This is a genomic window from Rhizobacter sp. (genome assembly GCF_046595475.1).
Classification (GTDB): domain Bacteria; phylum Pseudomonadota; class Gammaproteobacteria; order Burkholderiales; family Burkholderiaceae_C; genus Rhizobacter.
The window spans coordinates 21,209-32,329 of record NZ_JBKJOQ010000016.1 but is presented as its reverse complement, the minus strand read 5'-3'; the positions used below and the strand labels follow the sequence as shown (position 1 = coordinate 32,329).

At 64.0% G+C, this 11,121-nt stretch carries 12 protein-coding genes; 5 read left to right on the top strand and 7 right to left on the bottom strand.

Going from position 1 to position 11,121, the window contains the following annotated elements:
* The 5 genes from AC30QB_RS03405 to AC30QB_RS03385 all read left to right on the top strand — a co-directional run.
* On the top strand, nt 1-201 hold a 201-nt coding region (locus tag AC30QB_RS03405; RefSeq protein WP_489544780.1), incomplete at its 5' end, for a DUF2345 domain-containing protein.
* Between the two features lie 9 nt (nt 202-210).
* Nucleotides 211-1,080, top strand: coding sequence for a DUF4123 domain-containing protein (locus AC30QB_RS03400; RefSeq protein ID WP_489544779.1), 870 nt, complete (start codon nt 211-213; stop codon nt 1,078-1,080).
* Between the two features lie 56 nt (nt 1,081-1,136).
* Nucleotides 1,137-1,649, top strand: a complete 513-nt coding sequence (locus tag AC30QB_RS03395; RefSeq protein WP_489544781.1) for a DUF3304 domain-containing protein — start codon at nt 1,137-1,139, stop codon at nt 1,647-1,649.
* Complete coding sequence (locus tag AC30QB_RS03390) at nt 1,639-2,238, top strand: DUF3304 domain-containing protein (RefSeq protein WP_489544778.1); 600 nt, start codon at nt 1,639-1,641, stop codon at nt 2,236-2,238. Before AC30QB_RS03395 ends, AC30QB_RS03390 begins: the two co-directional genes overlap by 11 nt.
* A complete protein-coding gene (locus AC30QB_RS03385; RefSeq protein WP_489544777.1) occupies nt 2,228-4,495 on the top strand; it encodes a phospholipase effector Tle1 domain-containing protein in 2,268 nt (755 codons plus the stop codon). Before AC30QB_RS03390 ends, AC30QB_RS03385 begins: the two co-directional genes overlap by 11 nt.
* Before the next feature lie 84 nt (nt 4,496-4,579).
* Here the strand turns inward: AC30QB_RS03385 and AC30QB_RS03380 are convergent, their stop codons facing one another.
* Genes AC30QB_RS03380 through pilM form a run of 7 tightly spaced genes read right to left on the bottom strand, consistent with a single transcriptional unit; the run spans nt 4,580 to nt 10,988 of the window.
* Complete coding sequence (locus AC30QB_RS03380) at nt 4,580-5,680, bottom strand: tetratricopeptide repeat protein (RefSeq protein ID WP_489544776.1); 1,101 nt, start codon at nt 5,678-5,680, stop codon at nt 4,580-4,582.
* On the bottom strand, nt 5,677-6,534 hold the full coding sequence (locus tag AC30QB_RS03375) for an ExeA family protein (RefSeq protein ID WP_489544775.1): 858 nt from the start codon (nt 6,532-6,534) through the stop codon (nt 5,677-5,679). The genes AC30QB_RS03380 and AC30QB_RS03375 overlap by 4 nt, the downstream gene beginning before the upstream one ends.
* A gap of 6 nt (nt 6,535-6,540) precedes the next feature.
* Complete coding sequence (locus AC30QB_RS03370; RefSeq protein WP_489544774.1) at nt 6,541-8,271, bottom strand: secretin N-terminal domain-containing protein; 1,731 nt, start codon at nt 8,269-8,271, stop codon at nt 6,541-6,543.
* Entirely contained in the window at nt 8,268-8,627 is a 360-nt protein-coding gene (locus tag AC30QB_RS03365) for an MSHA biogenesis protein MshK (RefSeq protein WP_489544773.1), read from the bottom strand. Before AC30QB_RS03365 ends, AC30QB_RS03370 begins: the two co-directional genes overlap by 4 nt.
* 11 nt (nt 8,628-8,638) lie before the next feature.
* A complete protein-coding gene (locus tag AC30QB_RS03360; RefSeq protein ID WP_489544772.1) occupies nt 8,639-9,391 on the bottom strand; it encodes a hypothetical protein in 753 nt (250 codons plus the stop codon).
* Nucleotides 9,388-10,053: a hypothetical protein gene (locus AC30QB_RS03355; protein ID WP_489544771.1), complete on the bottom strand. Its 666-nt coding sequence runs from the start codon at nt 10,051-10,053 to the stop codon at nt 9,388-9,390. The genes AC30QB_RS03360 and AC30QB_RS03355 overlap by 4 nt, the downstream gene beginning before the upstream one ends.
* The gene (gene pilM / locus AC30QB_RS03350) at nt 10,050-10,988 is read right to left on the bottom strand and encodes a type IV pilus biogenesis protein PilM (protein ID WP_489544770.1); all 939 of its coding nucleotides are present in this window, start codon (nt 10,986-10,988) and stop codon (nt 10,050-10,052) included. Before pilM ends, AC30QB_RS03355 begins: the two co-directional genes overlap by 4 nt.
* Nucleotides 10,989-11,121 lie beyond the last annotated feature (133 nt).

Below are 11,121 nucleotides of genomic sequence, written 5' to 3'. Positions count from 1 at the left end.
ACTTCGGGTGGGGCACAGATCGTGATTCAAGGCTCGGGCATCACGGTGCAGTGCCCGGGGAAGATCACGGTGCATGCGGCGACCAAGAGCATGGTCGGGCCGGCGGGCGAGAGTTATCCGTTGCCGGGGTTGCCGCAGCACATCTGCCTTGCATGCTTGCTCAAGGCACGTAAGAACGGTTCACGCATGGCGGTGGCTTGAGGCACGGTCATGTCGGCTGAAAACAACTTTGCAAAGTGGCTGGCTCATTTGCAAGACGATGCGAAAGCGCGCAGCCTTGCGGTTTATTTGATCGTCGATCAATCGGCTTTTCCACGCATGGCCGAAGCTCGTTCGCGTTTGCAAGGCATGACCCAGCGCAACATCTTGCGCGACACGAACGACGCCGACATCGACGGTGCCAGCCCCTTGCTCCTATGCGATGACGGCGCCGAGTATGCCCGGCTACCTGGGCTTGCACGCTGGCTGTATGTGCAGGGTCGTTACGCAAACGGGGTGATGGTGCTGGTGAGTGGCTTGAGCACAAGCGAATTGCACACCCAGCTGCGTCTGCGAACCGAGTTGATGCTGCCCGACAGGCTGCGCATGGTGCTGCGCTACTTCGACACCCGCGCGCTGACCTTGCTGCCCCGCCTGTTGAGTCCTCAGCAATATGCGGCCTTCACTGCTTGTGCAACCGAATGGCACTACCTCAGCCGGGCGGGTGAGTTGCTGCAGCTGCCTGCGGCCCCGCTGGTGCAAGACAGCGCTTATGCCAGCCCCCTGCAACTCAACGCCGAACAAGAGCAGATCCTGATCGACGACGCCCTCACCGACTCGGTGATCGACCAACTGCTAGACCTGAACGCCTCCACCCTGCACGGGCTGACCCCGCCGCAGCAATACGAGCGCATTGCGCCGCTGGTAGCCGACGCGCGCAAGTGGGGCCTGAACGACACGCTGGAAGCCTTGGCCTACGTGGACATCGCCTTGCTGCAAGGGGCGGGCTTTGCCGGCCAGGAGCCCTGGGCGAGCCGCTTGGCGGCGCATCGCAAGGGCGAGTTGCCGTTAGCGCAAGTCTTTCAAGATGACGCGGCATGAGCGGGCATCATCACGCCAGCTCGTGGGCCGCTCGCGTGGGTGCGGTCTTGCTTCTCGTGCTGTGTGCCGCATGTGGCCCGAGCCGGTCAGCCGAACCGCTGGCAGCGGCTTCTGCGGTGCCTGTTGAACCCGATGTACACGGCAACCCCAAACACTATTCGGTCATCGCCTATGGCTACAACTACACCGACACCTACATCGACAGCTTTGAGGTCGATGGAGCAGGGGGAGGGAATCTTGAGGTCAGTATTCCCACGGCAGGAGGCGGAAAGAACACCTGTTGCGCTCTGGTGACTTCCGGCCTGCCCCTAGGAACCGAGTTCACGATCAAGTGGTCGCGCGACCGCAAGCGCTGGTGCGAGCAGACCGTCAAGCTCGTGAAACCCGTCCCGGTGGAGCCGCGCTATCTCGAGGTGCATTTCTACCAAGACGGACATATCGAAATCGACGTGACTCATGAAGCAACGCCCCCACGCCGCAAGCTCGAAAGAGCAAGCTACGCGCGGCGTCACGAGACGGGCAACGTCAACAACGACGAGAAGTACTCAAGGTGCAAAGATGGCTACTGAATCAGGGCGTGTGACGGCGCGTCGGATGTGGGCTGCGGTGGCTGTGGCCACCACGCTGTTGAGCACGGCATGCAGTCCCAGCCGCTCCCCCGCGCCAGCGGGTTCGGCACCGTCTGCGCTCGCGGCGGCTTCTGCTGTTCCCGTTGAACGCGATGCCCAGGGCAACCCCAAACACTATTCGGTGGTGGCTTATGGCTACAACTACACCGATACGTACATCGACAGCTTTGAGGTCGATGGGGCAGGCGGAGGGAATCTCGCTGTCAGCACACCAACATCTCCGGGCGGAGGGCACACCTGCTGTGCATCTGTGACCTCCGGCTTGCCTCTTGGAACCGAGTTCAGGATCAAGTGGTCCCGAGACCGCAAACGTTGGTGCGAACAGACCGTCAGACTCATCAGCCCTGTGCCAGTGGAGCCACGGTATCTCGAAGTCCATTTCTACCAGGATGGGCATATCGAAATCGATGTCACGCAGCGAGCTTCGCTACCCCGAGTGAAGCTGGAAGCTTTTAGCCGAGGAGAGCGCCACGAGACGGGCAACCTCAACAACGACGAGAAGTACTCAAGGTGCAAAGATGGCTACTGATACTCCACAACTCTGCGCTGCGCACCGGCAGGTCAGCGCTGCGGCCGATCTGGCTCTGTTCGGTCTTCCCGGCATGGAGTCACTGAAGCCACCGGTGTGCCCCACACGCATTCCCTTCAGTGACCCTTCGGCGACTCGGCCTGACCCACCACCCATGTCGTGTCAGCAAAGCTTGACACTGAGCTTTTTCTTCGATGGAACAGGTAACAACCTCGATGCCGATGTTGGCACGTGGGAGCACAGCAACGTGGCACGGCTGTATCGCTCGCATCGTGAGGATAACGACGCTAAAGGGCTCTATCGCTTTTACCTCCCCGGCATCGGCACCTACTTCATGGACCGCGAAGTCCAAGACCCAGGTGGCACCATGTTTGGCCGCGGCTTCGGCGCGATGGGGCAAGCCCGCTTGAACTGGGCTTTCGCTCGCCTGCGCGAGAAGGTGGAAGACGCCGAGAAGCGCGCGCTGAACCCCACCAACAAGATCTGCTGGATCAAGGTCTCGGCCTTTGGCTTTTCGCGCGGTGCTGCGCAAGCGCGCGCTTTTGCGCGAGACCTGCAAAAGCTCTGCGAGCCTGATGCCAAGAGCGCTACTGGCTGGCGGCTGCGCAAGGGTGGTTACCCCATCGAGATCACCTTCTTAGGGCTGTGGGACACCGTGGCCTCCGCGGGTTTGCCACCCAGCGCCAACAACCTGCAACGCAACCGTTATGCCAAGGCACTGGAGGGATCAGCAGGTGCAGTGAGGCGGGCTTTTCAGACGCCGGAACTCAAACAACTGGCTTTTGGCGAGGCGGGGGCTGACCCGGCACCTGGGCCCGCTGATGGCCACGCTGATTGGGCCACTGGCATGGCCATCGGCGACCTGGTGAAGCGCTGTGCCCACATGGTGGCCGGGCATGAGCTGCGCAACTCCTTTGCCTCTGACAGTGTGTTGTATGCAGCGTCGCCCCATCAGTTTGCGTTGCCGCTAAATACCAACGAGTGGGTTTACCCAGGTGTGCATTCCGATGTGGGCGGTGGGTACCGGCCGGGCGAGGGAGGCTGCCGGCCCGAGAAGGGCGCACAGCTGAGCCTGGTTGCGTTGAGAAGCATGCATGAACTGGCGCTCAAAGCCGGCGTGCCGTTGGTTCCGTTGAGCGGGTTGGTGGGGGTTGAGCGTGATGACTTCGCACTAGACGGTCCGGTCGCCGAGCAATACGCCAAGACCTTGGATCTATGGCAGCGCTACCTCAAGCACCACAACACCTACAGCGTGCCGGGCGCCAGGAGCGGCTTGGGCGGCGAGATGGTCAAGCACATGCGCGCCTATTACGCATGGCGCTTTCGGGCCATACGCATCGCACGCGAGTCTGCACGAACCGGCCATGCCACGCAGCAGCAAGAGCAGGTGATGTCGCACGAGGCTACCTTCGCCTCAGACCGCAAGAAGCTTGATGCTGATTACAACGCCGCCGCCAAAGATTTGATGCAAGCGCAAGACCGGCAGTGGCACGCGCGCGTCGAGCTTGACAATGCGCAGCGGGCGCTGATCCGCTTCGGAACACCCGTCAACCCTGTGCTGGTGCAAAAGCATGAGCTGGCCAAGCGCGACACCGAGCAAAAGCAGATTCGGTGCGACCGCATTCGTGCCCGTGTCACCACGGCGGCTGACGACAGCAAGCTCAATGCCTCTATCGCCAAGTACGACCAGATGCTCTATGACGATGCAGTGCAAATCGTGGGCTGGATGCGCGAAGACGAGTTCGATGAAGAATTGGACACCCTGCGAGAGAAGCTGGGCAGACTGGAAATGCAGCGCAACAGTGAAATGGCACGGCTGAATATGAGTGGCGCCGGGCTGGACCCGGTGACCCTGCGGCCCACCGCCGAGGGCGAGCGCATGTGGCGTGAAATCAATGGCCGGTACGAGCCGCAGATCACCGACACCAAAGCACGCATCGCTGAACTCAAGGCCCGCAGGAAGGCCAAGAAGGCACCCACTACCGACATGCACCTCGGCAAGCTGAGGCCGCATTACCGCGGCCTGGTCGATGCGTATCTGGACGAGTTCGAGCGCGGGCTAGGCCTGAAGGACGAGAAGGTCATCGCGTTTTTTGATGACTACGTGCACGACTCGCTGGCCGGCTTTGACACCGACGAGACTTGGCCCTCGGACCCTCGCATGGTGTATGTCGGCGGTGACCACAAGCTGCGTTTTGCACAGGTTGATCACTCCGACCGCCTGGCTCAATCAGCTTCGCAAGGTGTGCTGGCCTGAAGGCCTCATTGCGAGCCCATGTGCGCCGACGCGCTGTCTGACAAGGCGTGGGCGCGACAGCTGCTCCAGCTGTCGCGCCACTCCTCAAAGCATCTGCCGCAGCCTCGCCTCCACATACTGCCCCGCCTCCGGCGGCAATGCGCCTGTGGTTTTGGCCCGCATGAACGCCTCTCGCGCGGCGCCGGTCTGCCCTTCGGCTGCCAGTGAAATGCCCAGCCCCATCCACCACACGCTGTTGGCCGGAGCGAGTCGCAGCGCAATGCTGAACTGCTCGCTCGCCTCGGCATGCCGGCTCGCGCGCTGCAATATCGCAGCGTAGAAACCCAAATACTCCGCGTTGTTCGTGGCCCGCGGCAGCGCGGTTTGTAGGGTGGTGGCCGCGCCTGGCAGGTCTTGCCGCTCGGTTTGAAGCCGGGCCAGCATCAAGGCGAGGGCAGGTTGCTGCGGTGTCATCGCATGGCCTTCCTGCAGCAGCGCAAACGCATCATCGAGTCTTGATTGACCGATCAGCAAGCCCGCCTGAGCCAGGCGGGCCGGCGCGAAGCTTGGGTCTTCGCGCAGCGCGGCAATGAACTCCTTGGCGGACTCATCGATCAGCCCCGCCTGGTGCGCGGTCACGCCGCGTTGGTAGCCCGCCTCGGCGCGCTCTTGGGGTGTGCGGGTCGACATGCGCTTGTCGATGCGAGCCTCGCCTCGCGGCAAGGCCGTGACGAGCGATGCTGCGGCATCAGGCACCGGTCGGGTCGTGAGCGGTCTGGGGGTGCTGACGAGGGTAGGGCGGCTCGTCGGTGTCGCCAAGGCGATTGAGACAGGTTTCACGGCGACAGGCGCGGGCGCTTTCACCTCGGCCACGACAACGGGGCGTACCTCGGCTACGGCAGTTGCCACCAAGGGCGGCGCCACAGCCTGAGGTGCCGCAAGGGCCACGGCCACGGCTGCCACAGGCACCGGCTGTGCCTTGCTGCTCATGCCCGCGGGCCACGAGATGCTGCCTTGCGCCACACCGCCCACGACGATGGCGGTCAACGTGAGGCCCACGCCAACCCCCCAGCGCGCGGCGCGACGAAGTGCGTTTGCGGGTGCCACTGCCTTGGCAGATTTCACCGCAGCAGCGCTCGGCGCGTTGCCAGCCGCGACGGCTTGCCGCTTGTCCAGATCGCGAAGCACCTGATTGATGAGACTCATCTCGCGCTCCAGCTCATCCAGCTCAACCAACGCGGCCTGCATGACAGTGAGCCGTCGGTATCGCGTGCCGCAGCGCGTATGTGTTGGGCTTCGACGACGCTGTCGCCTGAGCCGAACACGGTCAGCAGCGCCTTGTGCGCGAGGATGTTGACCAGGCGCGGCGTGCCACCGCTGGCACGCTGCAGCGCCGCAACCGCCGACGCGCTGAACACCTCGGTGCTGTTATAGCCCGCCACGCGCATGCGGTGATGCAGGTACTGGCGCAGCTCGGCGCGGTCCATGCCTACGAGCCGGTAGTGAAATGAAATGCGCTGGCGCAGTTGCCGCATGCACGACAGCGCGAGCCGCGTGTCGAGCTCGGGTTGGCCGAGCAGCACCACTTGCAGCAGCTTGCGCTTTTCGGTTTCCAGGTTTGACAGCAGGCGCAGTGTTTCCAGCGTCTTCAAGGGCAAGGCTTGCGCTTCGTCTACGCAAACCACCACGTGTCGGCCTTCGGCGGCCAGCGACAGCAGCTCTTCGTTGATGCTCTTGAGCAGCTGGTACTCGGTAGCGCCAGCCGCAGGTTTGAGCTCAAGTTCTTCGGACAGGGCCAGCAGCAAAGTGGCGGGCGTGAGCAAGGGGTTGGGCAGGTAGCAGGTGACGCAGTCTTCACCCTGCGTGGCCAGAAAGCGGCGGCACAGCAGTGTTTTGCCTGTGCCCACCTCGCCTGTGATCTTGATGAAGCCTTCGCCGCTGCGCGCAGCCAGCAGCAGCGTGTTCAGTGCCTCCTGGTGCGCACGCGTGGCAAAGGCATAGGCCGTGTCGGGCGTCAACCCGAAGGGCAGCTCATTCAGACCGAAGTGGGCGAGGTACATGGCGATTTACTTGGTGGTCGTCGAGCGTGTGTCGAACTTGCTCAGCCGCTCTTGCGTTTCGTTGGCATCGGCTTGCCAGCTGCGCTCGTTGCGCAAGATGGTGGGCTTGAGCAAGATCACCAGCTCGCTCTTCAAGCCGCTGCGGCTCTTGGTGCCCACCAGCCCGCCGAATGCAGAGTCGGTGGTGCCGGGCAGGCCCGAGGCCGAGGTGGTTTGCTGCTGCTTCATCAGCCCGCCGATGGCGACGATGTGGCCGTCTTGCACACGCACCACCGAGTCGCTCTCGTTCACGGTGCTGGCGGCCAGCGGCAGCTGGAAGACGCCGAGCTGGGTGCCCAGGTTCACGTTTTTCTGCTTCTCGGCCACCACGCTCACCGAGGGGTGCAGGTGCAAGATGATCTGGTCGTTTTCGTCGATCTGCGGCGTCACATCGAGCGCAATGCCCGAGAAGAAGGGTTGCACGGTGATGGTCGGCGTGACGATGGGCGCGCCGGTGGCAGACGAGGTGACCGTGGTGGTGACACCCGTGACGAAGAACTCGTCAGTGCCGACCTTGAGCACGGCCTTCTGGTTGTTGATGCTGGCAATGCGCGGGCTGGACAGCACCTGCACATTGCCCTGCGTCTCCAGGAACTGCAGCATGGCGGCGAAGTTGGGGCTCTGAAAGGCCAGGCCGAACAGGCTGCCGAGGTTGGTTGAATCGCTGATCAGGCTGGCGCCCGGCGTGGCGGTGAGCGAGGTGCCGGGCGTGTTGGAGCCGGTCGTCATCGACGCGGTGGCCGTGGCGCTCGAGTTCAGCAGGTTGGTGCCGGGCGAGATGGGCCCGACCGAAATATGGCTGTTGGCATTGCGAAAGGCCGACCAGTTGACCCCGCTGGTGGAGTTGTCGCTCAGCTGTACTTCGATGATCTTGGCTTCGATCATCACCTGCCGCTCCACGATCAGCTGCGTCATGCGCAGGTAGTTTTCGGTGTTGCGCAGGTCTTGCGGAAAGCCGCGCACCGCCACCACACCGGAGAGCGGGTTGACGATGACCTTGCGGTCTTTGTCGTTGCCGACGATGGCGGTAAGTGTGTTGCGCAGCTCGGTCCAGAAATCGTTGTCGGTCTCTGTCGTGATGTGGGTGCTCTGCGAACTCACCTGCGTGCTGCCGCCCGACGATGGCGTGCTGGAGGAAGAGGTTGAAGGCGTGCCGCCCGAGCCGGCCGACGACACCGAGCCCGAGATCACCCGTGTGTCACTGGTGCCGCCGCGCTTGCCGGCCAGGTAGTTCACCTGAAAGATGCGCGTCTGCAAGGCGTTGGGCTGTATATGGATGCGAGTGCCTTGCATCGTGTACTCGTAGCCGTACAGGTCGCGCAGTGCGTCTAGCGCTTCGCGCACGGTCACGTTCTTCAAGTTCAGCGCAACCACGCCGCTCACCTCGGGCGCCACCAGCATGCTGTAGCGTGTGCCGGTCACGATCTGCAAGAACACTTGCTGCGCTGGCGCGTTTGACACGGCCAGGTCGAAGCGGGGCTCGCTCGGTGCTGGCAGCTTCACCGGCTCGTTGGCCAGTGGCGGCAGCAGCGCGCGGCTCACGGCATCGGGTGGCGCAACTGGCTTGCTCGCTTCGCGTGCCGAAGCTCGCGCCATCTCTTCGTTGATGCGGTCGAGGGTGGACTGCGGGGGCAGTTGTGATGTGACGCAGCCGGCCAGGGCCAGCAAGGCGGCGAGTGCGCAGAGTTTGAAGTTCATTTCGTGGGCTCCATGCGGTGTGACCGCGCCTGCTTTTGCACTTCAGGTGTCAGCTTGAGCGTTGTGGTGCCTTGGGCACCGCGCAGCTGCACACCGAGTTCGTTGATCTGGGCCAGGCGCATCTCGCCCACCAGGCCACCGAGTGGCACCAGCTGGCCGTTGATGACGGCAGCAGGCGCGCGGCCCGTGCCCAGCAGCACCGATTGCAGCACCAGGCTCTCTGCCTGCGCAGGCGCTGAGGCCGCATTGGCGGCTTCGAGGCCGGGGGGCGGGCGGGTCGGGTCGGGCAAGCGCTCCTGGGCATGCGCCTGCGCGCTGCCCAGCAGGTACACGGCCATCCACACGGGCTTGCTCATGCGCGGCTTGCTCATATCACCCACCATGTTTTCTCCAGGCTGATGGTGTAGACGGTCAATGTCATCACCACTGCGGGGCTGTCTTGTGCATTGATCTTCAGCTCACCCCAGTACACGCGGCGCGGCAGGTGCTCCAGCGAGTTGAGATAGGCCGTGAGGTCGGCGTAGTTGCCGCGCAGCGTCACTTCCACGCCGTGGCGGTAGAGCCAGGTTTCGGGTGTCGCAGGTGGCGTGGCGGCGGGTGGTTTAGAACTGTCTGCGGCAGCAGCAGCAGCAGCGGCAGCCGCAGCAGACGCCGCGGCAGCGGCCGGGCTGGGTGCGTTCTTGGCCGCCACCAGGTCAGCCACCGAGGCCACGGGCAAGCTGCGCAGGCCGGTGAGCTGCAGGCCGCGCTGGGCTTGTAGCAGGCCGGCCAGCCACTGGCTCATCTCTTGCGCCGGCACGAGCGAGCTTTGCAGCTGCTTGAACTGATCGTCGGCGGCGCTGGTTTGTGTGCGCAGCCCCTTGAGCTGCGCATGAAGATCGGCGTCGGGGTTGGCCAGCTTGGCGTTCAGAATCTTGAGCTGCGTCTGGGCCACCGTCAGCTCATTGGTTTCTTGCGTGAACTGCTGCTGCAGCACACGGTGCTGCTTGCGAGCCGGCTCTATGAGCAGCAAGTGGCTCAGCATCAAGATGGCAAAGCAGAGGGCACCGGGCAGCAGCATGCGCTCGCGCCGCGGCATGGCCATGAAGCGGGCGTTGAGTTTTGTCCAATGGGCCTTCATGGTGTGGCTTCCTTGGGCACGGTCTTGGCAGGCGCTTCGGCGCCGAGTGCGCTCACAAGCGAAAACTCCACGTAGGCGGCGCGGCGCTCAGGCATCGAGGCAGCCGCGTCGGCGGCATGCACGGGGCGCTCGATGTCAAGCGCGCGAAACGAGCGGCCTTGCAGCGCGGCTTCTTTGTTCAGGCGGGCCACGTAGCCGGGAATGAGGTCGGGGTTCAGCGCGCGGCCACGCAAGGCCACCTGCTGGTGATCGAGTACCACGCCGGTCAGCCACAGCCCGTTGATCGACTGGCGCGCAAACGCATTCAGCGCTGCCGCGTGACCGGCCTCGTTGCCCAGGCCGCCCCCGCGCAGCAGCTCAAGTGCGGCCTGGCGTTGGGTGAGGGTGGTCTGCGCAAACTGCACTTCGGCTTGCAGGCGTGCGTCGGGCTTGGTGTCGGACATGCGCTGGTTCAGGTCGGTGAGCTCGGTCTGCGCGGCTTGCAAAGCGCTGTTGGTTTCGGCGGCAGGCGCTTGCAGCTGCGCGAGGTCGTAGCGCACCCAGGCGGTGCCCAGCGTTGCCGCCAGCGCGCACACGCTGATCGCGGCCGCGGCATTCACCGTGGTGAGCCAGTCGCGGCGCGTGCGCAGCGAGGCGTCGTAGAGGTTGATGTTTTGCGTCATGCCGCGACCTTGGGCGGGTCTTCGACGCGCAGCGCCATGCCGATCGACGTGTACCACGCCGACTGCTCGTTCACGTCACTCAGCGGGCTGTAAGGGTCGGCCTCGATCACGGTGGCCAGGTCGGCCACTTCGACCGGCAAGTAGATGTTGTCTTTGAGGTAGTTGCACAGCGCCTCGGCTGCCGGGTGGCCGGCGAGCAGTACGCGCTGCAGCGCCACTTGGCTGAATTGGCGGTCAAAGCCGTCCAGCGAGCGCTGCAGCTCAAGGCCGATGCGCTCGAAGGCCGATTCGCGCTGTTCAGGGTTGGCCAGCGTGACGGGGTCGGCGTCTATGTGGCGCAGCCCGTACAGCTCGCCATTGCGCGTGAAGGTGAGCAGGCCGCCGTTCTCATGGAAGCCCAACATGGCGAGCCCACGGTCTTTGGTTTCGAACAGCGCGGCGATGTTGCGCTGCGCGGCTTCGAGCACGTCTATCACTTGCAGTGACATGTGGGCGTGCTGGAAGGCCTGGATGCGGTCGGCCAGCGGCTGGCGCTTGGCGGCGATCACCAGGGCCATGGCATCGCGGCCGGGTGGCATGCCGTCGGTGGGGATGGGCAGCACGTCGATCATGGCTTGCTCGACGGGGAAGTCGAGCGAGTCTTTCACGCTCCAGCGCAAGGCGGCGCGCAGCTCGGCATCGGGCACGTTGGGCTTGCCCACCTGGATCATCTGGTAGGCACCGGGCTCTATCCAGGTCGTGCAGCGGTAGTTCTGCAGCTTGAGCGCTTTGCGCGCCCGCAGCAGCGCCTCGGTGTCGCTGTTGCCAGCCCGCGCCGTCGATTCGAGCAACGTGAGCGTGGGGCGTTCGCCGCCGCGCACCACATGGGCAAACTCCATGCGCTGCTTGCGGGGCACGATCGCCAGCCAGCCGGGGAGTTCTCGTCGTTTGAACATGAGCACATCACCTTCGCAAGGCGTCGGACATCGACGGTCTTGGGGTCATGGGGGGATGCTAGGGAGCGGGGTGGTGCGCGGTGCCCCGATAAGAGCTGCTCTTGCGGGTCATTCCCGCGAAAGCGCGCTGGGG

Excerpts from the sequence above, each read along its gene's own strand:
- AC30QB_RS03400 (WP_489544779.1), top strand. The coding sequence starts at position 211 with ATGTCGGCTGAAAACAACTTTGCAAAGTGGCTGGCTCATTTGCAAGAC.
- AC30QB_RS03390 (WP_489544778.1), top strand. The coding sequence starts at position 1,639 with ATGGCTACTGAATCAGGGCGTGTGACGGCGCGTCGGATGTGGGCTGCG.
- AC30QB_RS03385 (WP_489544777.1), top strand. The coding sequence starts at position 2,228 with ATGGCTACTGATACTCCACAACTCTGCGCTGCGCACCGGCAGGTCAGC.
- AC30QB_RS03380 (WP_489544776.1), bottom strand. The coding sequence starts at position 5,680 with ATGAGTCTCATCAATCAGGTGCTTCGCGATCTGGACAAGCGGCAAGCC.
- AC30QB_RS03375 (WP_489544775.1), bottom strand. The coding sequence starts at position 6,534 with ATGTACCTCGCCCACTTCGGTCTGAATGAGCTGCCCTTCGGGTTGACG.
- AC30QB_RS03370 (WP_489544774.1), bottom strand. The coding sequence starts at position 8,271 with ATGAACTTCAAACTCTGCGCACTCGCCGCCTTGCTGGCCCTGGCCGGC.
- AC30QB_RS03365 (WP_489544773.1), bottom strand. The coding sequence starts at position 8,627 with ATGAGCAAGCCCGTGTGGATGGCCGTGTACCTGCTGGGCAGCGCGCAG.
- AC30QB_RS03360 (WP_489544772.1), bottom strand. The coding sequence starts at position 9,391 with ATGAAGGCCCATTGGACAAAACTCAACGCCCGCTTCATGGCCATGCCG.
- AC30QB_RS03355 (WP_489544771.1), bottom strand. The coding sequence starts at position 10,053 with ATGACGCAAAACATCAACCTCTACGACGCCTCGCTGCGCACGCGCCGC.
- pilM (WP_489544770.1), bottom strand. The coding sequence starts at position 10,988 with ATGTTCAAACGACGAGAACTCCCCGGCTGGCTGGCGATCGTGCCCCGC.